We start from the raw sequence: 22,419 nt of genomic DNA, 5'->3' as shown, positions 1-22,419 counted from the left end.
CTCCCCGCCAGCCCGCGAACGCGACGGCGGCGAAGAAGGCCAGGAACGGGGCGCTGGACATGTAGGGCCACAGCAGCCGCTGGGCGAGGAACGCCACCAGGACGCCCGCCGTCGCCAGCCCGTAGCTCAGCAGCGCGGAGCCCTCTTGCTTCTGGAACGACTCCGGCGCGCGCGGAGACGGAGAGGAGGGAGGCACCGGCGGATGCGGCGGGGCGGACGGAGCGGGCGCGGTCATGGATGCGCGGGGCGGACGGGCCTGGGGCCCACCGTCAGCGTGCCTCCTTCCGTGCGTCGGTCTGGAGGAACCCCTGCATGGCGGTGGGGTAGCGCTCGCCCGCGGCCACGCCCGGCGGAGCGATGGACTCGATGGCCGCCAGGTCCTCCTGCGTGAGCTTCACGTCCAGGGCGCCCAGGTTGTCGTCCAGGTACTTGCGGCGCTTGGTGCCGGGGATGGGGACCACGTCCTCGCCGCGCGACAGCACCCAGGCGAGCGCCAGCTGCGCGGGCGTGCACTGCTTCTGGCTCGCGAGCCGGTCGATGTGCTCCACCAGCTTGAGGTTGCGCTGGAAGTTCTCCCCCTGGAATCGCGGCGAGTGGCGGCGGTAGTCGTCTTCCGGCAGGTCCTCGAAGCGCTTGAACTGGCCGGTGAGGAAGCCGCGACCCAGCGGGCTGTAGGGGACGAAGCCCACGCCCAGCTCGTGACACGTCTGGAGGACACCGTCCTCCGGGTCCCTGCTCCACAGCGAATACTCCGACTGGAGCGCGGTGATGGGATGCACGGCGCACGCGCGGCGCAGCGTCTCCGAGTTCACCTCCGACAGCCCCAGGAAGCGCACCTTGCCGGCCTTCACCAGCTCCGCCATCGCGCCCACGGTGTCCTCGATGGGCGTCTTCGGGTCCACGCGGTGCAGGTAGTAGAGGTCGATGACGTCCATTCCCAGGCGCTTCAGGCTCGCGTCGCACGCCTGCTTCACGTAGTCCGGCCGGCCGTTGACGCCGCGCGACTGGGGATTCGCGGGGTCACGCACCAGGCCGAACTTCGTGGCCAGGATGATTTTCTGGCGGTGGGGGCCGAGCACGCGGCCCACCAGCTCCTCGTTGCGGCCGGGTCCGTAGGCGTCCGCCGTGTCGAAGAAGGTGATGCCCCGGTCCAGCGCATGGAGCAGCGTGGCTTCCGACTCCGCGTCGTCGCGGCCCGCGTAGAACTCCGACATGCCCATGCAGCCCAGGCCCAGCGCCGAAACGGTGAGGCCCTGCCTGCCCAGCTTCCGAGTCTCCATGTGTCCTCCGTGCGGGTGCACCCTCCCTGGGAGAATCTTCACGCGAGGCGCGGGAATCCAGGGCAAACGACCGGGCGAAGGGCTGGCTCACCCCGGAAGCGTCAGCTCGCAACGGAAGGGGAGCGGCTTGGCGGCCGGTGCCAGCCCTTCCGCACCCAGCGCCTCCACCACCGGCATCGTCCAGCCCAGGTTGCGTAGCGCCGCGGTGAGTCGCTCGCACAACGCCGCCACGCTGTCCGCGGGCGCGCCTGAAAGCTCCAGCGTGAAGTGCTCCCGGGTCACCTGCGTCAGCCGGAACGCGCGCAGCGGGTGGTGCTTGAACACCCACGCCAGCGACCAGGCGTCCACCGCGCGGCCGGAGGGCGTGTGGAATGCGCAGGCTCCGCGTCCGCCAAAGCCCGTCAGCGTCCAGCCGTGGAAGCCGCAGGCGCAGGCGTCGCGCCGCACGGTGCCGGTGTCCCCAGGCTGGTAGCGCAACAGCGGCAGCACGCTGGGGCGCAGCCGCGTCACCACCACCTCGTCCCCGTCCGGCTCCAGCCAGACGTCCGGCGTGAGCACGTGGAAGCGTCCCCGGTTCGCGTCCTCCAGGCACTCCCACGCGAGCGGCCCCGTCTCCGTGGCGGCGTAGTAGTTGAGGACCGGCACGCCGCGCTCCTGCTTCCACGCGTCGCGCAGCGCGTGCGGCAGGTGCTGCGCGGAGGTGAGCACCAGCTGGGGAGACGGCACCTCCGGATGGGCCAGCAGCCAGCGCAACCCCTCCGGGTCGGAGAAGACGACGGAGGCCTTCACCCGTCGCAGGCGCGCCACCGCGTCATCGCGCAGCACGGAGACGCGGTGCAGGGCGCCGTCGTGGAACAGCGGCAGGCGCACCGAGTACTCCAGCCCGCCCGGCAGCGCATCCAGCAGCACCACGCGAGGACGCTGCGGGGGCACGGTGTTGGTGCGCTCGGTGAAGAAGCGCAGCACGGCCCACATGAGCAGGCAGTCGCGCCGGTCGCGCAGCACGTTCACCGGGTCCCCGGTGGTGCCGGAGCTCTTCACCACCACGCACTCGTCGGACGCGGCGGGCAGCGTGGGCACGTCCTCCCAGTGGCGCGCGAGCGTGGCACGGTCCAGCGCGGGGAAGTGCCGCAGGTCCTCCAGACGCCGCAGGTCGCCGGGGTGCAGGCCCGACTCGCGCAGCACGCGCACGTAGTAGGGCGAGCCCAGGAGCGCGTCACGCAAAGCCGGCAGGCGTCCTTCCAGCTCCGCGCGGGCGGCGGCTTCGTCCACCGTGGCCGTGCCGCGCGCCAGGCCCGCCGCCACGTCCAGCGCCCACGGCAGGTGCGGGCGCTGCGTGTGGCTGTCGCGGCGGATGCGAGCCCTGGGCGCGACCCCGAGCGTCACTCGCGCCAGCCTCGGGCCTCGGCTTCCTTGCGCTGGGCCTCCTGGAGCATCTCCTGGCGCCGGTCCGCCTCCTTCTTGCGCGCCTCCTCCACCTTGCGCAGGTCCGTCACGGCCTGCCGGTAGTCCAGTTCCTTGAGGTGGCGCTTCGACTCTGCCTCCGTCTCGCCTTCGATGTCCGCGCCCAGGGCCGCCAGCCACTTGCGCAGGAACTCCTCCTGGCGGAAGGCGTTGGAGCGGATCATCTCCGCGGTGAGGGGATGCACCTCCTCGAAGAACTGCTGGAGGCGCGCCTGCGGGGTGCGGTCCGCGGTGAGGTAGAGCACCGTCTTCTTGCGCAGGTCGGACGACACCAGCACGTGCGCGAGCATGCCCACCTGCTCCTGGAACAGCGGGTTCTTCACGCGCTGCTCCAGCTTCGCCCACTCGGCCTGCGACGGAGGACGCTGGCTCGCCATGCGGAAGGTGTCGCAGACGATGGCCACCGCCAGGTCATGCGGATACGGCGACACGATGGGCGTGGCCGCCAGTTGCTCACGGATGAGGGGAATCGAGACCGCCATCATTTCTCCAACAGGGCATCGGCCAGCGCCGCTGCGGCACGGCCAAAGTCAGACATCCATTGCACGGTCGCCAGCCGGAAGCGTGGGCTCCCCATCACCGGCGCCATCACCTGCCGCGCGGGGGCGTCGTCTGGCAGCGCGAGGAAGGCCACCACCCGGCGCGACCGGTTCATCGCGCGGGCAAACCGCGGCAGCGCGTTCTCCTGCCGCATGTTGTACAGGAAGTCGCTGTCGGAGATGACGACGCGCAGCGCGTCCGGCCGCTCCACGGACAGCTCGTCCATCACCTCCACGGGGAACCACGTCCCTCCACCGATGTAGTGGAAGAAGAAGTCGCGCGCCGTCTCCTCGTCGTACATCCACGGGGACACGATGGGGTTGTCCGCCGAGTAGATGATGCCGCGCACCGTGGCGCCCTTGCGCAGCGCGGAGGCCGACAGCACCTGCGCGGCCAGCGTCATCGCGTTGAGGTCCTGCTGCGGGTTGGGCATGGAGCCGCTGGTGTCCAGATAGATTTCCAGCGCGGGCACGCCCAGGTCCGACGGGGGCGGCAGGTCCGCCTCCAGCTCGCGGCGCAGCGGGGCCACGGCGGCCAGGTGCCCCTGCGAAATCACCGTGAGCGTCCAGTCGATGGTGGTCGGGTCGTCGCCGTACTCCCACGCCTCTGGAATCGTGCGCAGGTAGGGCTCCGGCTTCGAGGGCGAAGCGGGCAGCTTGAGGATGTACTGGTCCACGAGCCGCCGGTAGTACCGGGCCACCAGCGCGCGCCGCAGCCTGCCGCCGTCATTGCCGGGCAGGTGCGCGGTCGCGCGGCGGATGGTCTCCAGCGGATCCGACTCCTTCGTGTCGTGAGAGTCGTCCAGCCAGCCGTTCGCGCGGGCCTCGTTCAGCGCGTCCTCCCACCGGCCTCCGGACTGCACCGCCGCGTCCAGGTCGCCTTCGTCCGGAGTGCCGAGGTCGCCGGCCAGCGGAATGCAGAAGCCGACCTCCGAGGGCAGGTCGATGAAGCGGATGAACGCGGCGCAGAAGTAGAGGAATTGCAGGCGCGGGTCGGGCAGCGCGTAGAACGTCTGCACGAACATGCGCGCCTGCGCGCGGAAGCCCGGGTAGGCCTCCTCCAGCTTCGGCAGCAGGGCCTCGGGCACCAGGTGTCCGGGCTCCCTGCGCCACAGCTCCTCGTAGATGGCCAGGTAGAAGCAGAACAGCGGGGACGGCCCGCCCGTGTCGCCGTCCTTCTCCTTCTTCTTCTTGTTCTTCTTGCGCCCGTCGGGCGTGCGCAGGAAGCCCCGGTACACCTGGCACAGCGCTTCCGCGTGGGTGCGCCCCACGAACTCGTTCACCTGGAGGTCGAAGAACAGGTTGGTGAGCGACTGGCCCAGGCCCGGGATGAGGCGCTGCTCCAGCACGCGCAGCTCCGCGTCCCACCCCAGCGTGTGCGGGAAGCGCACGTGGTGGCCGATTTCATGGGCCAGCACGGCGGTGAGGCTGTCGCGCGCGCCCATGCGGGCCAGCAGCTCGAAGTGGACGAACACCTGCCGGCGCACCAGGTCGATGTACGCGAGCGGTTCGTTCGGCGTGGCCTCGCCGGGGTGGAAGGGCTGGTGCGGTTCGGGCGGGCTCAACTGCACGTGCACGTCCCACAGCGCCAGCGCGTCGCGCCAGCACCGCTCCACCTCCTCCGGGGTGAAGGCCGCGCCCGCACTCATGCCGGCAGGATGACCGCCAGCCACTGGGACGTGTGCATCGTGGCCACCGCGCGCCATTCGTTGTGCTGGGTGCTGTACCAGTCCCCCGCGCGAGGGTCGCGCTGCGCCAGCGAGGTGAGCGCCTTGGAGGGCTTGCCCGTCGCGGGCTCCAGCCGCTCGTTGCAGCCCATGGGCCCCAGCAGCATGGGCTTCTTCACCAGCCACACGCCCTGCGTGGCCGCATCGCGTCCGCCGGCGGCGGTGGCGCGGTGACGGTCGTGCACGCAGACGACGGCGGGCGCCAGGAAGTGCATCTCCCCGGGCATGAAGCGCGAGTCCTCCTGGGACAGGTCCACCCACTGCGCGGTGGACGTGTCGCCCAGCGCCTGGGTCGGCGGCTCCATCGCCTCGTTGGCGATGGTGTGCAGGTGGCCCTCCAGGTCCTCCAGCGAGGACAGGTTCGAGCCCAGGCGGCAGAACAGCCGCTGCACCCAGGGTGGCGCGGACTCCAGGTTCTCGCTGAGGTTCCACACGCGCGCGAGCGCCGGGGCCTGCTCCTCCTGTCGTAGGTCCGGCAACAGGCGAGGCAGCAGTTCCCGCCACGCGAGCGTGAAGAAGTTCTCCCGCCCGGCGGACCCCGGATACATGTAGCCCAGCCCGATGCCCTCCGCGCCCAGGCGCATGTAATCGCGCAGGAGCTCCTCTCCAGACGCGGCGTCGCCGTCCTTGAGCGCCCGGCCCAGGCGGACCACCGGGCCGTTGAGGAACGCGCTCCACAGCGCTCGGTCCCAGCGCACGAACCGGCCGCGGGCCTCCTTCTCCAGGTCGTCGACGAACTCGCTCATGGCTGTTTCCCCTGACCGCCCGGGTTCTCCTTCAGCCACGTCGCGTAGTTGCGGTAGCGGCTGTAGAGGGATTTCAAGTGGATGAGGTCCTCGTACACCGGACCGGACAACTCCTGGCGGGTCATCAGGTCGTTCATCAGCACTGTGACGGCGGACAGGCGCTTCTCCGTGGTGCGCAGGTCCACGCCGGACAGGCCCAGGTCCAGCTCCGCGCGCAGGGCGACGACCTTCTGGCGCACGGGCACGTGCGTGCCGTAGCGGGCCATGGCCATGTCGAACATGTTGCGGATCCACGCCACGCGGTCCTGGAGCAGCAGCTTGTTGCCCTTCGCCTCGAAGAAGGGGCTGCGCGCGTTGGGGGTGAGCTTCTCGTGCAGCACCCAGGGGATGATCTGCCGGAAGTCCTCCAGCTCCGTCACGCGGTGGCCTCGGAAGAACGCGAGCGCCTTCGCGAAGTGGAGGATGGTCTGGTACGCGCGCACGCTGGTGCCGTTCTCCGTCTGCGTGCAGAGGTGCACCTTCTTGTCCAAGGGGCACTGCTCGTTGCACACGGCGGACACGGTCTGTCCCGCGAGCTTCAGCGTGTCCTTGTGCTTGAACTCGAAGCGCGGGGACGCCATGCGGCAGAAGTCCAGCTGGCCCAGGAAGAAGGCCACGCGCTCCAGCACGCCCTTGGGGACCTCCACGGCGAGGATGGAGTTGTAGGCATTCTCCAGCTCGCCGGGCGTGAAGACGATGTCCTTGGGGAGCATCTCCTCCGGGGACTTGTCGGACTCGATGCGCTGGAGCAGCGTGTCCACGAAGCCGGAGTTGAAGGGCACGGCGCGCACGACGACGTCCAGGCGGTCCTTGAGCGCTTCGATGACCTGGAACGTGCCGCCGCCCTGGTCGTCGTTGGCGGTGAGGAACCAGGACGAGCGGCCGGTGTAGACGTACTGGTCCATCATCTCCGCGTAGCCCTCGCCCAGCAGCGACAGCAGGGCGGACTGGGTCTTCGTGGGGATGCGGTTGTACTCGTCGATGATCTTCACGCGCTGGCCAATCCACTTGCGCCAGCTGACCTTCACGGCGGACAGGTCCTCCGCCTTGAGCATGTCGGACGGCAGGGGCGCGCCGAGCAGGTCCGCGATGGACAGCTGCGGGTGGCCGCGCTGGATGCCCCGGTGGACGTCCTCGCGGCCCATGCCGGAGAGCAGGGCCATGAGGATGGCGGAGGTGGTTTTTCCTCGGCCCGGCCCGCCCACGAGCAGGGCGCGGCGGCAGGTGAAGAGGGTGAGCAGCGGGATGAGGACGAACGAGCTGTAGCTCATGTCCTCCGGCAGGTGGACCTCGTCCCCGGCGGTGTTCTTGAGGGCGGCGGTGCCGCCGAACTCGATGTCGTAGTAGGGGCAGATGACGGCGTTGTTGGTGATCCACCAATACGCCTGCCGCATCTTGTCGTGGAGGCTGCCGCCGTCGCGCTCGGAGAGATGGACGCTGAGGCCCTTGTCCGCCGACGCGCGTCCGGTGAGCAGGCGCGAGACCCAATCCTGGTTGGCCATGGAGGGTGCGGAGTGTAGCAGTCGGACGATGGGGCGGGTGTGCGCTGGACGAGTGTCCCCCCTGCATCCAGGCTTCCGGAAGTGGGCGGCATGGACGGGATGCGCTAAGTGTCGGTGCATGCTCCGAGAGCTTCACCTTCAGGGGGTCGGCCCCGCGCCTCGCCTGGACGTCGAGTTCGCACCCCGGCTGAACGTCCTGACGGGCGACAACGGGTTGGGCAAGAGCTTCCTGCTCGACGTGGCGTGGTGGAGCCTGACCGGGACGTGGCCCGGTTTGCCTGCGTGGCCGCATCGTGGCGCGAAGCGGCGTCGGATTGACTGGGCCCTGACGGGCAAGACGCGGCGGGCCTCGAACAAGACGAGCGACTTCGACCCGGAACGGCAGCTGTGGCCCTGGCCCGAAGGGCGCCCGAGCATGCCGGGTCTGACTGTCTATGCGCGCGTCGACGGAAGCTTCTCCGTCTGGGACCCTGCGCGGAACTACTGGCACAAGACGTCGCGCGCGGATCCGGATGCGCCTCGCAGGCCGGATGCCTTCCACTTCTCGCCCCAGGACCTCTGGGATGGCCTGAAGTACGAGGGGACGACGGTCTGTAACGGGCTCGTCCGGGACTGGTTGACCTGGCAGTTGCAGGACGATGGTTCCGCGCAGTCACCGTTCCAGATGTTGAAGCGGGCGCTGGAACAGCTGTCCCCTCGCGACGAGCCCATCCGCCCCGGGCGGCCCATGCGGTTGGCCATCGAGGACGTCCAGAACTACCCGACCCTCGACATGCCGTACGGCACCATTCCGGTGGTGCATGCCTCCGCGGGAATGCGCCGCATCCTGGGCCTGGCCTACCTCGTCGTCTGGGCGTGGCATGAACACCTCCAGGCCTCGGAGTTCCTCGGGCAGGCGCCGGATCCCCGGTTCATCCTGCTGGTGGATGAGGTGGAGACGCACCTCCATCCGCTGTGGCAGCGCCGGATCGTCGGATCGCTCATCCAGGTCATCGACGGCCTCGCGAGCGAGACGTCCGTCCAGACGTTCCTGACGACCCACTCCCCGTTGGTGCTGGCCTCCCTGGAGCCGTTCTTCGACGAGGAGCAGGATGCTCTCTTCCTCTTCCAGCTCGAAAAGGAGCAGGTGCGCCTGCGGCATCTCCCCTGGGCGAAGCAGGGAGATGCAAACGACTGGCTGACGTCGCCTGTCATGGGGCTGGCCCAGGCGCGTGCCTGGGAGGCTGAACGCGCGGTGGAAGCCGCCGAGGCCTACATGCGAGGCGAGCGCGAGGGTTTGGGCACTCTGAAGGAAATCGACTCCGAACTGCGACGCCTGCTCCCGGAGCAGGATCCGTTCTGGCCCCGGTGGGTCGTCGCTCGCGATGGGGGAGGCGGCCGTGATCCGGTGCGTTCCAGGAAGCGAGCCTGAGGACTTCGACTCAAGGGTGCGAGCACCTGGGCGGCGCTGGCTTCGCGGCAATCCAACAGCTCTCAGCCGTCCGCCCGCGTATTGGCGACGCTGCAATGCGCAACTCGCGGCAGCCTTCTTCGAGCGGTGTGCCTACACCGCGATGTATCTGGGCGCGCCAGGGACCGTCGATCACTTCATCTCCATCGATGAAGATCGACGGCTCGCCTACGAATGGACCAATTTCCGGTACTCCGCCGGATGGCTCAACAGCCGCAAGCAGGCGCTTGTCTCCGAGCGCCTGATGGATCCCTTCGAAATCGAGGATGGTTGGTTCGTGCTCCTCCTTCCGTCGCTTCAACTCCAGGTCACGGAACGCTGCCCGCCGCAACTGCGAGAGCGGGCGGCCAAGACGTTGCGCCTCCTGGGGCTGGACCACGATGAACGGGTGGTCCGGTATCGGAGGCAGTGGCTCGAGGAGTACGAGCGGCGGCGGGTGACGCTGGACTATCTGGAGGACAAGGCACCGCTCGTGGCCCGAGCGGTGCGTGAGTGGGAGTCGCGCGAAGGTCGGCAGTGGTCCGCGGGCAGCAACCAGATGGACCTTGCTCGTGCGGAAGCGTCGCCTGCCCTGAGAAAGCGGGCGTCTCGATCCGGGGTCAGGAAGAAGTCATAGGCTGGGGCATGTTCCAGCGTGCATCCCAGTTGGAGGGACCCAGAGTGCTGCCTCACCTGGAAGTGATTCACGGCATCATTGGGGAACTCGATTCCGGCGTGTCGAACACGCCGGCCATCCAGATCGTGCGGCCGGAGGGCGGGGCCCTCACGGTGACCGCCACGGCGGAGCAGGTGGCGCAGGCCTCTCACCTGCGAGAGATCTCCGCGCTGGTCGTCATGGGGCCTGAACCCCGGCTCATCTGGATCCGCCAGAAGGGCGCCAACGTGCCGGTTCCAAGCGCCGAGGAGCGTGACGCGCACGCCCTGCGAAAGTGGAGTGAGCTGCTGAGGAGGCTGGCCCAATGAGCGACGCGCAGCCGTATGACCGGTTCTGCGGCCTGGCCCGGCTCCAGGAGTTGCAGGCCAAGGGCATCGCCGCGCATGGCGGCAGGGTGGGCGTCCGCGATGCCCTGGGCCCTGGCGCGACCCTGGGCGCGGCCTGGACCGCGGAGGAGTACGGCGCCCCGCAGGAAGCGGTCCCGGGGCTGATGTTCGCCGTCTACCTGCTCTTCTACATCGCGACGAAGCAGGTCTTCGTGGACGGGAACAAGCGCATCTCCTGGCTCGCCATGTGCGAGGCCCTGGCCTGCATGGGCCTGGAGGTGGACGCCACGATTGATGAGGCGGAAGCGCTGGTGATGGCCATCTCCAACAACCAGTTCAAGGACGTCGGACCGGTATACCTCTGGGTGGTCGAACACCTGCGCGAGCTGCGCGTCGGCACCTGAGGTCGGCGGAAGGAAGAAGGCGTAGACTGCGCGGATGCTTGCTCCGAGGCGGTCCCTGTCCCTGCTGGCCCTGGGCGTGCTCCTGACCGGGGCAACGCCTGCTCCCTCCATGGATGAAGCTCCCCAGAGGACCGTCGCGGACCGGATCCGCGAATCCGCGAGCCAGGCGCGGACCGGGGCGTTGTCCGAGGCTCGGCTGGAGCTCGCCTCGGTATTGAAGGTCGCGCCGAAGGAGCCAGGGGCGTTGATGGTCCAGGCCTGTGTGCTGCTGGAGCAGGGAGCCCTGGACGCGGCGGCGCAGACCGTGGCCCGGTTGCGCGAGGTGGCTCCCGAGCAGGCGGAAGGCCAGGTTCTCGAAGCACTCGTTCAGCTGCGCCGGGCGAACCCCGCCGGTGAATGGCGTGAGGCCTTCATCGCCGCCTGGATCGAGGCGGGGCGTCCGGACTTCGGGGTGGAGTCACTCCTGCCGGAGGGAACGCCCGGTTGGGGACCGGTGGCCATCCGTGCGGTGTGGAATGGCACGCAGGCTCCGGACACACGGTTTCTCGCCGCGTTGATGGGGGGGCCATCGAAGGAGCAGCAGCGGTGGATGGCGCGTCACCTGTCCGAGGTGGCGGATCCCGACCTGCTGCGTGCGACCCTCGAGACCTTTCACGGCGAAGTCAGGGATGAAACGGCGCGGCGGCAAATCCAAGCCTCGCTGCGGGAACGGCTGACGCCGCTCGCCGCCGCGTCCCATGAATCGCAGTTGCCATTGCTCATGCTGCTGGAGAACACGTCGCAGGAGGCGCCGCTCACGGCGGAAGAGCTTCAGGCACTGGAGCGAATCGCTGCCCTGCCCCGGTACCGGACCACCTCCTTTGCTCGGCTGTACTCGGATGCGGAGCGGCGGATGAAGGTGGCGGGAATCAAAGCTCCTGTTGATGGAGCCTTCATGGCCGCGGTGGGCGAATTGGCTTTGGTGGGCCCCATGGTCCTGTTCAAGCGGGTGGGAGCCACGACGGAGCTGACAGAGAAGGACCGGATTCGGCTGGGACGCGTCCTGTGGACCCTGGGCGAACGCATCGCTGAAGGAAACACGCTGGTGGAACGGCTGATGGGCCTGCGCCAGATGGAGCAGGGCGCCGGGTTGCTGCCAGACTTCGATGTGAAGCGGACCGCTGTGACCGCGGAGCTCGCCAGGGGCCGGGCGATGGTTGCCGCGTCCAATCAGATTCATATTGATGGGTGGCCCCTTCCATCACTCCATCGCGACTGGCTGAAGGCCTCGCTGGACAACGAGTGGAAGCACCTGAGCGCCCTCGTCGCGCCCTGAGTGGTTAGAGCGTCACCAGTCCCATCCGCGCCGCGCGCACCACCGCCTCCGTGCGGCGCTGCACGCCCAGCTTGGCCAGCACCGCGTTCACGTGGAACTTGGCGGTGTGCTCGCTGATGTCCAGCCGGTCCGCGATGGCCTTGTTCGACAGGCCCTCCGCCAGCAGGCCCAGTACCTCGCGCTCGCGCGGCGTCAGGGTGTCCGGCCCCGGAGCTCCCGACGGCGCCGTGTTCCTGGGCGCGGCGCGTACGTGAGACAGGCCCGGCTCGAACACCGTGAGGCCTCGCGCGACCGCGTGCAGCGCGGCGCCCAGCATCCCCGGGGCCACGTCGCGGAACAGCAGGCCTCGCGCGCCCGCGCCCAGCGCCAGCTCCCCCGCCGCCTCGTCCGCCACCAGCGCCAGCACGGGCGCGCCCAGGTCCGGCGCCGCGCCTTCCTCCAGCCGCAGGCCCGTGTCCCAGAGCACCACGTCAGGCGGTTCGCCCCGTGTCGCCTCCAGCTCCACCTGCGTGCCCGCCGCCACCATCGTCCAGGTCTCCGCCTGGTCGCTCAGCGCCCGTGCGAGCGCACCCCGGGCCAGGGGGTCCTCCGACACGAGCGCGAGCCTGGGCGATGACGAGGGCGCATCCAACATGAGCCCCTCATCCCTAACCGCGCCCGCCGCGTTCGCCACGCCGCGCGGCGCCAGAACGCCTTTCCTTCCCTCTGGGCCACGGCCCTGTGAAGAATCGTGAAGTCCTTTCCGGGAGGGGCACGCATGGCGCGGAAGGAGAAGGCGCTGGACGTGGCCTCCTCCCCGGTGAAGGGCTGAGGCCTCAGCGCAGCGTGACGCCGTGCCCCAGCGCGTTCGGGTCCAACGTCAGCCGTGAGCCCGAGTACTGACCGCCACCCTGGAACGGGTGGTTCGCGATGAACAGCGGCGTGTCCAGGTCCGCGTAGCTGAAGCCGCCCAGCCCCGCCGCCAGGTGCGCGGACGCGGTCATCGCGAGCACGCTCTCCACCATGCCGCCCACCATCAGCTCCAACCCCGCCGCGCGGGCGAGGCTCCACATCGTCACCGCATCCACCATCCCGCACTTCATCGTCTTGATGTTGATGCCGTGGCACGCGTTCTCACGGATGAGCCGCAGCACGTCCTTCACCGAGCGCGCCGACTCGTCCGCGCATATCGACACCTTCGAGCGGTGCGTCACCTCCGCGAGCCCCGCGACGTCGGCCACCGGCTGCTCGAACAGCGACAGCGGCACCTCCGCGCGCTCCAGCTCCTTGAGGAACGCCAGCGCCTCCGCCACGTCGTAGCCCCCGTTCGCGTCCGCGATGAGCCGCGCCTTCGGGGCCTCCTGGTGGATGGCCACGAGCCGCGCCGCGTCCGTGTCCGGGTCCAACGCGCCGACCTTCACCTTCACCGTGTCGATGCCGCGCCCCAGGATGGCCCGCGTCGACGCCACCGCGTGCGCCACGTCTCCGGCGGTGACCGTCATGTCGATGTCCAGCGACGTCCCCGCCCCGCCGAAGAAGGCGTACATCGGGATGCGGTGGTGCCGCGTGAGCGCGTCCAGGAGCGCGATCTCCACGCCACACCGCGCGGCCGGCGCCAGCGTCAGCGCATCCCCCAGCGCCTCCGACGCCGGCCGCCACTCCTGGGCGTCGCGGCCCACGAGCAGCTCGCGCACCGGCTCCAACGAAGCGAGCGTGCTGGCTTGCGTCTCCCCGCTCACCGCCGTGAAGGGCGCCGCCTCGCCCAACCCCACGGTGCCGTCCGCGAGCGTCACGCGCACAAGAACATTCTCCGCCGCCAGCTGCGCGCCGGTGGCGATGGCGAACGGCTCCGTCAGGGACAGGTGCAGGGCTTCGAACGAGACGTGCGTGATGAGGGTAGGGCGCATGGGCAGGCATGAGTCTGGCCGACGTTCCGGTCCAGAGGGGAGTCTTTCCATTCCTTCCGGTTTTTACTCTCACGTGTCTGTAATTCGAGAAGGTTAAGAAAGATACGAAGACTGGGGCTGGCTTGAGCCGCAGTGCGATTCGTGGCGACATGCGGGCTTCCCGGGGGTTGGGCACTGCCTGGGCCGCGAGGAGGCGGATGTCCGCGACCGATACGACCGTGGCCCTCCCGCTCCCGGATGCGCTCCTGGCCGCGTTGGAGGAGGCCGAGCGCGAACACCCGGAGGCGTGCATGGTGCTGCGCGCCGTGCGCTCGCCGGGCGGAGTCATCCAGGACTTCGAGTGGCTCTGGGCGAACCCCGCCGCGGCGCGCGCGCTGGGCCGGGGGCCGGAGTACCTGCGTGGCCGGCGCCTGGGCGAGGTGTCCTCGAAGGGCGGCATCGCCGGGCGCATGGACCTCTTGCGTCAGGTGGTGGAGTCCGGCCGGCCGCACGCGGACCACTTCACCGAAGGGGAGGTGCTGCTGCAGGGCACGGCGGTGCCGCTGCGGGACGGGGTGCTGTTGCGCCTTCGTGACATCACCAGCGCCCAGCGGGTGGAGGAGGGGCTGCGCGAGACGCTGGACTGGGTGCGCGACGTGCTGGAGAGCATGCCGGACGCCTTCTTCACCGTGGACACGGACTGGCGCCTCACCTACGTGAACCGCAACGCGGCCGCGCTCACCGGCCGCTCCCAGGAAGAGCTCTTCCGCCGCGTGCTGTGGGAGTCGTGCCCGGAGCTGTGCGGCACCCCGTTCGAGCGCACGATGCGGGAGGTGGCCGCCGAGGAGAGCTACCGCCTCTTCGAGCTGCGCACCGGCAGGGACCGCTGGCACGAGGTGCACGCCTGGTCCAGCGGCCGCAACATCTCCACCTACGCGCGCGACATCACCGACAAGAAGCGCGTGCAGGCGGAGCGCGACGCGCTGCTCGCCCGCGAGCACTCCGGCCGCCTGGAGGCGGAGGCCCTGGCCCAGCGCCGCACGCACGAGCTGATGGCCGCGCGCGAGCGGCTGGTGCAGTCGGAGAAGCTGGCCATGGCGGGCCAGCTGGCCGCGGGCGTGGGCCACGAAATCAACAACCCCCTGTCCTACGTCGCCGGCAACCTCCAGTTCGCGGTGGAGCAGCTCACGCCGCTCGCCCGCCGTCCGGGGCTCCAGGACGTGTTGGGCGAGGCGCTGGAGGCGCTGCGCGAGGCGAAGGAGGGCGCGGAGCGGATCCGCGTCATCGTGCGCGACCTGCAGACCTTCGCCCGCGCGGACGAGCTGCGCCTGGGGCCGGTGGACGTGCACGCGTCGCTGGAGTTCGGCATCTCCATGGCCATGACCCACCTGCGCAGCCGCGCCCAGGTGGAGCGCCACTTCGGCCAGGTGCCGCCCGCGCTGGCGCACGAGGCGCGCCTGGGGCAGGTGTTCCTCCACCTGCTCATCAACGCCGCGCACGCCATCCCCGCCGGCGCCTTCGAAAGGCACCGCGTGACGCTCACCACCCGCCGCGAGGGCGCGTGGGTGCTGGCGGAGGTGTCCGACACCGGCCTGGGCATGACGCCGGAGGTCCTCCATCGCGCCTTCGAGCCGTTCTTCACCACGCGGCCCGTGGGGGAGGGCAGCGGCCTGGGGCTGTCCATCTGCCTGGGGCTCGTGCGCAGCATGCACGGTGAGCTGACGGCCACCAGCATCCCCGGCATGGGCAGCACCTTCCAGGTGCGGCTGCCCGTCTCGGAGCCCATCGTCCACCCGGGCGTCCCCGCGGTGCGCGCGGACGACGGGCCCTCGCGCAAGCGCGTGCTGGTGGTGGACGACGAGCCTCAGCTCACCTCGGTGCTCCGGCGCATCCTCGGCCGGCAGCATGACGTGGTGGTGGCGCACAGCGGCCGGGAGGCGCTGGCGCTGCTGGAGCAGGACGACGCCTTCGACCGCGTCTTCTGCGACCTGATGATGGCGGACCTCACCGGCATGGACGTGCACGCGGAGCTGTCGCGGCGCCGGCCGGAGCTCCTGTCGCGCTTCGTGTTCATGACGGGCGGCAGCTTCACGGAGCGCGCCCGCGCCTTCCTCCAGGCCGTGCCGCTGCCGCGCATCGAGAAGCCCTTCGAGCCGGGCCTCCTGCACTCGCTGGTGGAGTCCTCGCCGCCGCGCGCCGGTCAGCGCGGCGGCGGCGAGGGTGGGGGAGCTACAGCTTCGCCTCGTCGCGCTCCGGGCGCGTGATGAACGCGGTGCTCGGGTTCGCGGGGTCGGCCAGCCGCTTCAGCAGGCTGTCCATGCCGTTGGAGCGCGCGAAGGCCATCTCGTTCTTCGTCACGCCCACCAGCGTGAGCAGCTCCACCTGGCCGCTGGGCAGGGTGAAGTGGCTGGGGCGGTTGGCGTCCTTCACGAACACGAAGCCGGCGAGCTTCGTCTCACTGCCGGTGAGAGTGCCGTCCACCGGGTAGCGGTGGCCCATGGCGAACAGCCGCGCGCACACGAGGTTGTAGGCCATCATGTCCAGGAGGCGCAGCACCGGCCAGCGCTCCTCCTCGGGCGTGTGGATGACCATCTCGTAGCCCAGGCCGCTGCGGGCGTCGTCCGCCAGGTCCTCGCCGGGGGCCACCGTGAAGGGGTTGGACAGGCCGCTCGTGACGTAGGTCCAGTACGGGTGCTCTGGACTGGGAGGCGCCACGCGCACGCCCATGGGCAGCCAGTTCGGATCCATCTCCGTGCCCTGGGCCAGCTCGCTCTCCAGCCACCCCTCCAGCACGCCGGTGCCCTCCAGGAGGTCCACCTCCTCTCGGATGGCGCCGAACAGCTTCGGGTACTCCACCTCGTCGCGGTCCGCCCAGCAGTCTTCGTACCACTGGATGAAGTCTTCCTCTGTCTCCGGGACTTTCATGGGGGCGGACTCTAGAGGTTCACCCCGATTTCACAACTTGAACCGAGCGCGGATGCCCACTGGCCGGTGGGCTGGCGGACAGACGTTCAGGTTTTTCAGGTACCGGTGGACCCGGGGGCCCCGCCGACGCCGGAGCCGGCCCACGGCTTGAGGCCGCAGATGCGCTCCGCCTCCTCCACGGCGGGTGCCAGCCGCATGTGCTCCATGCGCAGGAAGCTCCGCACGGCCTTGTCCAGGCGCTTGTCGAAAATCAGGTGGGCGCTGTGTACGGCGGTGGGCTCGAAGCCGCGAGTCACCTTGTGTTCGCCGCCCGCGCCGGGTTCGAACACCTTGCGGCCCGAACGGATGCAGTCGTCCACGGACTGATACAGGCAGACGTTGAAGTGCAGGAAGGGGTGCTCTTCCGTGCAGCCCCAATAGCGGCCGTAGAGCCGCTCCGGCGTGGCCAGGTTGAAGGCCCCGGCGATGACCTGCCCGTCCTTCACCGCCTCCACCATCTCCACGGTGTCGGGCAGGTCACGGAAGACGCGCTCGAAGAAGCCCGGGGTGAGCTGCACCTGGCCCCAGGCGTGGCGCTCGCAGGTGGACGTGTAGAAGGTGTACGCGCGCTGGGCGTGCTCCGGTGTCAGGTCCGCGCCGCGCACGGTGCGCAGCTGGATGCCCTGGGTGGCCGCGGCGGCGCGCTCGCGCTTGAGCTGGTTGCGGCGCTTGGAGTCGAAGCGGGCCAGGTAGTCGTCGTAGCGCTGGTATCCCGGGTTCTTCCAATGGAACTGGAGCGTGATGCGGCGCGCGAGCCCCGCCTCCTCCAGGAAGTCCGCCTCTTCATCCGTGGGATAGAGCACGTGGACGCCGGAGCAGTCCTGCGCCTGGGCGGTCTCCACGGCGGCCTGGAGGAGCGCGCGGCGCAAGAGCGCGGCGTCTTCTCCGGGGGCGGTGAGGAAGCGCGGCACGGTGGCGGGGGACAGGGGGCCGCCCACGAGCAGCTTCGGGTAGTACTCCACGCCCAGCTGGGCGGCGGCGTTGGCCCAGCCGAAGTCGTAGATGTACTCGCCCATGCTGTGGAACTTGAGGTAGGCGGGCGCGGCGGCGACCAGCTTCTTGCCCCGCCACAGCGTCAGGTGGTGCGGGGCCCAGCCGGTGTCCTCGGTGGCGCTGCCGCTCTCCTCCATGGCGGACAGCCACGCGTGGCGCACGAAGGGGGGCGCGCCGTCGGCGACCAGGGCATCCCATTGGGCGGCCGGGACATCGCGGATGGCATCGAGAATGCGGACCTTGAGCGGGGTGTCAGCGGGCACGGGAGCAGTCTTAACGCGGGCCTGTCCCCTTCGCTCCCGTTCGTCCCGCTGGAGAGCATCCGGGCAAGCAGGCTCGGGGCCGCCCGGGGCCTCTCAGGAGGCCTTCTTGCGGGGCAGCGCCTTGGTTCGGGCGGTCATCACCCGGTGCACGTTGTCTTCAATCCAGGAGGTCAGCGCCTCCACGTGGACGGCCACCTCTTCCCCCAGGGGCGTGAGGCTGTAGTCCACGTGGGGAGGAATCACGGGGTGGGCCTCCCGGTGCACGAAGCCGTCCTGCTCCAGGGCCTGGAGCGTCTGGGCGAGCATCTTCTCGCTCACCCCGCCCACCTTGCGGCGCAGCTCACTGAAGCGGTGGGTGCCATCCTCCTTGAGCGCGACGAGCACCAGCACGCCCCACTGGCTGGTGACGTGCTCCAGGACGCCGCGCGAAGGACACGCCGCCGCGTACAGGTCCCCGCGCTGCTTCACCTTCTCCAGCAATGGACTGCCCTTGCTTGCCTTCATGGTGTGACACTTACCATGAGGTGCGTACTTACGAAAAGTGAGTGCCCCCGTTACGGTAAGCCCAGTTCGATTTCGCGCCTGGAGCGCGAGCAAGGAAAGGGCGGAGCCATGTTCGTTGTCACGGGAGCCTCGGGGAAGCTGGGCCAGTTCGTGGTCGAGGGGTTGCTGAAGAAGGTGCCGGCGGACCAGGTGGCGGTGGCGGTGCGCAATCCGGACAAGGCGAAGGCCTGGGACGCGCGCGGCGTGCAGGTGCGCAAGGTGGACTATGACCGCCCGGAGACGCTGAACGGGGCGTTCGGGAAGGGGGACACGGTGCTGCTCATCTCCGCGAACGAGGTGGGGAAGCGCTTCCCGCAGCACTCGGCGGTGATTGAGGCGGCGAAGAAGGCGGGCGTGAAGCTGCTGGCCTACACGAGCATCCTGTTCGCGGACAAGAGCGGCCTGTCGCTGGCGGGGGAGCACAAGGCGACGGAGGAGGCCATCCGCGCGTCAGGCATCCCGTACGTGTTCCTGCGCAACGGCTGGTACGTGGAGAACTACACGGAGCACGTGGGGCCGGCGCTCCAGTACGGCGTGGTGCAGGGCAGCGCGAAGGAGGGCCGGGTGGCCACGGCGACGCGTGAGGAGTACGCGGACGCGGCGGTGGCGGTGCTGACGGGCACGGGCCACGAGAACCAGGTGTACGAGCTGGCGGGTGACGCGAGCTTCAGCCTGCCGGAGTACGTGGCGGAGCTGTCGCGCCAGTCGGGCAAGCCGGTGAAGTACGTGGACCTGCCGGTGGCGGAGTTCTCCGCGGCGCTCCAGGGGGTGGGCGTGCCCAAGCCCTTCGCTGACACGCTGGCGGACGCGGACGCGGGCTTGTCGCGCGGGGAGCTGAACGACACGGGCCGCACGCTGAGCCGGTTGATTGGCCGGCCCACGGCGCCGTTCGGGAATGCGATTGGCGCGGCGTTGAAGCAGGGCTGAGCTCTGGGTGGCGCCCCCTGGCCCGCGAAGTCACTTCGCGGGTCAGGCTTCGTCGTCAGGTAGGAGCGTGCGGAGTAACTCGTCGTCGGGACCGAGCGGTTGCCAGCCAGCGGGCGGCGGATTGGCGAGAAGTGCATCCCCTGCCCGGTCAACCCGCACCCTGTGGGTTACTGGGGTGTAGGCGAACCACGACCCGAGCCCCATCGCAACCTCTCCACGGGTTGCATCGTCCAGCACGTCCGGCCAGCCATTCGGGAACCTCTCGGCCAACTCGCGCACGAGGACGTCACGAACCAAGCGCGTGACCTGCTTGCGCTGCTCCGCCTCGTACATCAAGCCGCTTAGAATCTGCACGGCAGCAACGTCGTTGCCCAACTCGTCGGCCAGGACGTACAGCGGAACAGCAGGGCGTGCTTCAGCAAAGGCAATGAGTGAGCCGAAGCCCCGCTCACGAACCCGCTCGTACAGGCGGGCCTTGATGTCGCCCCGCCAAGCCTCTCCACCACTCATCGTCCTCTCCCAGGAGTGAAGTTCATGGGGACTCGATAGTCCCGCATATGCCTCGCGACCTCTTTCAAGATCCCATCCCGCGTCAACATCCGGCCGGCTCTCGTCTCAGCCTGGAGTAGCGCATCCATGATCATCCGGTTCCACTCACCGGGCCACATGCGCCCCAGCTTCCAGTTTCCCCCACCATGAATCGCCTCGTGATGGGCGCGCTCCATCCGGACGCAGAACTGGTCGATGTCCATGTCGCCCTTGAAGCCGCGTCGTTCGAACCATTCACGGTGCTCTTGAGGCAGGACGTGGTGCTTCGGTGCATCGGATATGCCCGCCCCCGCTCTGCCGGTTTCGCGCATGCCGCGCACCTCGGGGCTGTCCCCCAGCGCGTCACGTACGCCCTTGGGCAGGTCGTTGGGCGCCTGCGCCATCAGCACCTGTCCGCCGTGGATGAGGACGGCGGAGCTGACGGCGGGAACGGAGATGACGCCTGCCCGCACCAGCCTTCGCATCATCTCCACCCACTCCGCGGAGACCACCAGCCGCGAGCCCGTCATGACTCCTCCTGAGCTCATCACGAAGCCCGCCCCCAGCGATGCGGGCGCCGAGGGAGGCAGCCGTGGCAGCGACACCTTCAGCGTGGAAATCATGGCGACCATCTCGACCGCCCGCACGGCCGCGAGGACCTGCCCACCAAGCTTCATGCTCGCGCGAGTCTCCCGTTGGATTGAGTCGAATTCACGGGTCAGCCTCCCCATCAACTCGGGCATCGCGACCGCCGCCGCCTCTACCCGCTCGGGGTCCTGGGAGGCGAGGTCCGCCAGCGCGGGCTCCATCAACTCCTGCACGCGATGCAGGTCGACGAAGAGCTTCTCGACGCTGCACGTCGGACAGTTCCGGAGCACCGCGTCCGTGAGGTGGAGGAAGTCCACCCAGGTGGCCATCAACAGGGTCCCGAACAGGGCCGCCTGGAGCTTCGGTCCCGTCATGCGCAGCAGGCCCTGCTCCATGTTCGCATCCCCCACGTCCGAAGCCACGCGTGTCAGCGCGGTGGCGCTCCCGAGCGCCCCCTGCATCCACTTCACCTGATTGGAGCCATGGTCGAGGTAGCGGGTGAAGACGCCGTTGAGGCTCCATCCCACGAGGGGCGGAGGACGGCCCGCCAGCTTGGAGCGCGCGGCTTCAACGCCGCCCAATGAGCGTTTCACTTCGGCAATGCTCGCGAGGACTGCATCACGCGTCAGTGCATCGCTCCGCTCCCTGCCTCCAGCAGCGCCTGGCGTGGTCTCATCGTCACGTGAGCCCTGGCGACGCAGCAGCCGTTGCTCCGGACCGGAGAGCACGGACGTCCCACCCGGCGTGTAGCTCAAGCTCCGCGCATGCGGCGCGGAGGCACATCCCGTGGCCAGCAGCACCACGGCCAGCACCAGGACCTCAGCGCGCATGGACTACCCCCAGGTCTACCGAGGCGAACACCTCTGGCCGCGGCGTCCGTTCCGGAGTGGGGAACAGCAGCGCGCCGCCATCGTCACCCGTGAGCGTGGGTGTGTGGACAGCAAGGAGAAGGTGATTTTTCGCGGTCATCGTTAGCAGCCCGTGTCGACGATTGTGAGTCGAGGCTTCCGTTGCAGGAGCGCGGTGCTGAGCAGGGCTGAGTTCCGGGTGGCGCCCTATGGCCCGCGAGGTTTCCTCGCGGGTCAGGCTTCCTCGTCAGGAAGGAGCGTGCGGAGCAACTCGTCATCGGGACCGAGTGGTTGCCAGCCGGGCGGTGGCGGATGGGCGAGGAGCGCATCGCCGGCCCGGTCAACGCGCTCCTTGTGGGTTTCTGGGGTGTGGGCAAACCAATTGCCGAGCGCGATGGCAACCTCCAACCGAGCGTCGTCATCCAGCACGGACGGCCAGCCGTTGGGAAGACACGCGTACAGTTCGCGCACGAAGTGTCCGCGCAGCAGTCGTGTGAGCTGCTTGCTGCGCTCCGCCTCCGCCACCAACCCGCTGAACACCTGGACCCCAGCGACGTCGTCCGCCCCAAGTTCCCCGGCCAACGCGACCAGTGATGCGGTAGGGCGTGCTTCGGCAAAGGCGGTCAGCGAGTCGTAGCCGCGCTCACGGACGCGCTCGTATAGGCGTGCCTTGATGTTGCCCCGCCATGCAGCGCCGCCGCTCATCGTCTTCTCCCGGGCGTGAAGTTCATCAGTTCATCAGTTCATCGGGAGCCGGGTATCCGCCATCATGGGCGGGCTGCCCGCGTGGTGGGATCCCTGGATGGCACTCCGGCCTCACTCAGGGCCAGCGGTGCACAACACGACCGTCACCCGTGTTGCGTGCCACCACCTTGCCGTCCTTGAACTCCCCGGCTTCGGTCTCAACCACGAAGCAGATCGGATAATCGGCCTGCCCGGGGAGCTTCACCCGGTCATACCGGACGACGAGCGCGGGCCCCTCCGCACGGCCCATCTTGTCGGAGAGGTAGTACGCCTTGCCGTAGAAGCGTGTCCCAGGTGGGGCGACCGCCTCTTGACGGTCGTCGTTGATGCCTTTCGGGACCACCCCCACCACCTCCGCGCCGGCGGTGTGCCAAACTTCTCCATGTAGCTTCTGGCTGTCGTCGAGTTGAACGATGAAGCGATCGCTGTAACTCCAGTGGAGCTGCTTCTCCATGGCCTCTTCCGCCCCATCCGGGCAGGTGAAGGACTCGGGCCGGATTTGAGCCCCTGGACAGCCCGCCGCCAGCGCCGCGACGAGCGACAACGACGCGCACTCAACGGCGGCGATGGCCTTCTTCGGCATACGGGGTGGGCGTCCTTGGGTAGGAACTTCGGGAGCGCGGGTCTTCAAGTCGGATCCTTCCTTCGGAGCAGCGGCGATTGACGGCCCCGGGGTGGCCACAGGTGGGGAGGTGGGGGTGGACATAGC

General features: G+C 69.2%; 21 protein-coding genes and 2 pseudogenes. 7 read left to right on the top strand and 16 right to left on the bottom strand.

The features are described from left to right. From D7Y11_RS31255 to D7Y11_RS31225, 7 genes and pseudogenes are all read right to left on the bottom strand, one after another. Nucleotides 1-235, bottom strand: a pseudogene (locus D7Y11_RS31255) (histidine kinase); the annotation flags it as partial. Nucleotides 236-269: 34 nt separating this feature from the next. Next, nucleotides 270-1,280, bottom strand: a complete 1,011-nt coding sequence (locus D7Y11_RS31250; RefSeq protein WP_120579152.1) for an aldo/keto reductase — start codon at nt 1,278-1,280, stop codon at nt 270-272. Nucleotides 1,281-1,367: 87 nt separating this feature from the next. Further along, the gene (locus D7Y11_RS31245; RefSeq protein ID WP_126935502.1) at nt 1,368-2,666 is read right to left on the bottom strand and encodes an AMP-binding protein; all 1,299 of its coding nucleotides are present in this window, start codon (nt 2,664-2,666) and stop codon (nt 1,368-1,370) included. Beyond that, nucleotides 2,663-3,229 (bottom strand): hypothetical protein, encoded by a 567-nt coding sequence (locus D7Y11_RS31240; protein ID WP_233597252.1) that lies wholly within the window; start codon nt 3,227-3,229, stop codon nt 2,663-2,665. The genes D7Y11_RS31245 and D7Y11_RS31240 overlap by 4 nt, the downstream gene beginning before the upstream one ends. Continuing rightward, a complete protein-coding gene (locus D7Y11_RS31235) occupies nt 3,226-4,932 on the bottom strand; it encodes a M48 family metalloprotease (protein WP_126935501.1) in 1,707 nt (568 codons plus the stop codon). Before D7Y11_RS31235 ends, D7Y11_RS31240 begins: the two co-directional genes overlap by 4 nt. Next, nucleotides 4,929-5,756 (bottom strand): hypothetical protein, encoded by an 828-nt coding sequence (locus tag D7Y11_RS31230; protein ID WP_126935500.1) that lies wholly within the window; start codon nt 5,754-5,756, stop codon nt 4,929-4,931. The genes D7Y11_RS31235 and D7Y11_RS31230 overlap by 4 nt, the downstream gene beginning before the upstream one ends. Beyond that, nucleotides 5,753-7,297: an AAA family ATPase gene (locus tag D7Y11_RS31225; protein ID WP_126935499.1), complete on the bottom strand. Its 1,545-nt coding sequence runs from the start codon at nt 7,295-7,297 to the stop codon at nt 5,753-5,755. Before D7Y11_RS31225 ends, D7Y11_RS31230 begins: the two co-directional genes overlap by 4 nt. A gap of 118 nt (nt 7,298-7,415) precedes the next feature. On the opposite strand from D7Y11_RS31225, the gene D7Y11_RS31220 reads away from it, so the two are divergent. The 5 genes from D7Y11_RS31220 to D7Y11_RS31200 are packed head-to-tail and all read left to right on the top strand — an operon-like array spanning nt 7,416 to nt 11,447. Continuing rightward, nucleotides 7,416-8,708, top strand: a complete 1,293-nt coding sequence (locus tag D7Y11_RS31220; protein ID WP_120579158.1) for an AAA family ATPase — start codon at nt 7,416-7,418, stop codon at nt 8,706-8,708. Nucleotides 8,709-8,724: 16 nt separating this feature from the next. Further along, nucleotides 8,725-9,363, top strand: coding sequence for a hypothetical protein (locus tag D7Y11_RS31215; RefSeq protein ID WP_199733896.1), 639 nt, complete (start codon nt 8,725-8,727; stop codon nt 9,361-9,363). Between the two features lie 44 nt (nt 9,364-9,407). After that, nucleotides 9,408-9,710 carry a hypothetical protein gene (locus D7Y11_RS31210; RefSeq protein ID WP_126935498.1) on the top strand — a complete coding sequence of 101 codons (303 nt, stop codon included), beginning with the start codon at nt 9,408-9,410 and terminating at the stop codon, nt 9,708-9,710. After that, nucleotides 9,707-10,132, top strand: a complete 426-nt coding sequence (locus D7Y11_RS31205; RefSeq protein ID WP_120579160.1) for a type II toxin-antitoxin system death-on-curing family toxin — start codon at nt 9,707-9,709, stop codon at nt 10,130-10,132. Before D7Y11_RS31210 ends, D7Y11_RS31205 begins: the two co-directional genes overlap by 4 nt. 34 nt (nt 10,133-10,166) lie before the next feature. Next, nucleotides 10,167-11,447, top strand: a complete 1,281-nt coding sequence (locus D7Y11_RS31200; protein WP_126935497.1) for a hypothetical protein — start codon at nt 10,167-10,169, stop codon at nt 11,445-11,447. A gap of 4 nt (nt 11,448-11,451) precedes the next feature. Here the strand turns inward: D7Y11_RS31200 and D7Y11_RS31195 are convergent, their stop codons facing one another. Together D7Y11_RS31195 and D7Y11_RS31190 are read right to left on the bottom strand one after the other, a co-directional pair. After that, nucleotides 11,452-12,081: a response regulator transcription factor gene (locus D7Y11_RS31195; protein WP_121755131.1), complete on the bottom strand. Its 630-nt coding sequence runs from the start codon at nt 12,079-12,081 to the stop codon at nt 11,452-11,454. A gap of 181 nt (nt 12,082-12,262) precedes the next feature. Continuing rightward, the gene (locus tag D7Y11_RS31190) at nt 12,263-13,333 is read right to left on the bottom strand and encodes a dipeptide epimerase (protein ID WP_120579163.1); all 1,071 of its coding nucleotides are present in this window, start codon (nt 13,331-13,333) and stop codon (nt 12,263-12,265) included. Nucleotides 13,334-13,530: 197 nt separating this feature from the next. Here D7Y11_RS31190 and D7Y11_RS31185 point away from each other — a divergent pair, with 197 nt between their 5' ends. Continuing rightward, a complete protein-coding gene (locus D7Y11_RS31185; RefSeq protein WP_233597253.1) occupies nt 13,531-15,576 on the top strand; it encodes a PAS domain-containing protein in 2,046 nt (681 codons plus the stop codon). Here D7Y11_RS31185 and D7Y11_RS31180 read toward each other — a convergent pair. From D7Y11_RS31180 to D7Y11_RS31170, 3 genes are all read right to left on the bottom strand, one after another. After that, the gene (locus D7Y11_RS31180) at nt 15,542-16,237 is read right to left on the bottom strand and encodes a suppressor of fused domain protein (protein WP_120579164.1); all 696 of its coding nucleotides are present in this window, start codon (nt 16,235-16,237) and stop codon (nt 15,542-15,544) included. The genes D7Y11_RS31185 and D7Y11_RS31180 overlap by 35 nt on opposite strands. 95 nt (nt 16,238-16,332) lie before the next feature. Further along, nucleotides 16,333-17,532, bottom strand: coding sequence for a GNAT family N-acetyltransferase (locus D7Y11_RS31175; RefSeq protein ID WP_120579165.1), 1,200 nt, complete (start codon nt 17,530-17,532; stop codon nt 16,333-16,335). A gap of 93 nt (nt 17,533-17,625) precedes the next feature. Continuing rightward, the gene (locus D7Y11_RS31170) at nt 17,626-18,036 is read right to left on the bottom strand and encodes a helix-turn-helix domain-containing protein (protein WP_121755132.1); all 411 of its coding nucleotides are present in this window, start codon (nt 18,034-18,036) and stop codon (nt 17,626-17,628) included. Nucleotides 18,037-18,144: 108 nt separating this feature from the next. Here D7Y11_RS31170 and D7Y11_RS31165 point away from each other — a divergent pair, with 108 nt between their 5' ends. Then, nucleotides 18,145-19,002 carry an SDR family oxidoreductase gene (locus tag D7Y11_RS31165; protein WP_120579167.1) on the top strand — a complete coding sequence of 286 codons (858 nt, stop codon included), beginning with the start codon at nt 18,145-18,147 and terminating at the stop codon, nt 19,000-19,002. 42 nt (nt 19,003-19,044) lie between these two features. On the opposite strand, the gene D7Y11_RS31160 is transcribed toward D7Y11_RS31165, so the two are convergent. The 4 genes and pseudogenes from D7Y11_RS31160 to D7Y11_RS31145 form a co-directional block, all read right to left on the bottom strand. Continuing rightward, complete coding sequence (locus D7Y11_RS31160; RefSeq protein ID WP_120579168.1) at nt 19,045-19,512, bottom strand: NUDIX hydrolase; 468 nt, start codon at nt 19,510-19,512, stop codon at nt 19,045-19,047. After that, a complete protein-coding gene (locus D7Y11_RS31155; protein WP_120579169.1) occupies nt 19,509-20,948 on the bottom strand; it encodes a DUF2380 domain-containing protein in 1,440 nt (479 codons plus the stop codon). Before D7Y11_RS31155 ends, D7Y11_RS31160 begins: the two co-directional genes overlap by 4 nt. Before the next feature lie 252 nt (nt 20,949-21,200). Further along, nucleotides 21,201-21,671: an NUDIX hydrolase gene (locus D7Y11_RS31150; RefSeq protein ID WP_120579170.1), complete on the bottom strand. Its 471-nt coding sequence runs from the start codon at nt 21,669-21,671 to the stop codon at nt 21,201-21,203. A 115-nt stretch (nt 21,672-21,786) separates the two neighbouring features. Further along, nucleotides 21,787-22,419, bottom strand: a pseudogene (locus D7Y11_RS31145) (serine/threonine protein kinase); the annotation flags it as partial.

It is taken from the genome of Corallococcus sp. AB018 (assembly GCF_003986945.1).
In the GTDB taxonomy this organism is placed as follows: domain Bacteria; phylum Myxococcota; class Myxococcia; order Myxococcales; family Myxococcaceae; genus Corallococcus; species Corallococcus exiguus.
Note: the sequence above shows the minus strand (reverse complement) of the source record. Positions and strands in the feature narration are given on the sequence as shown.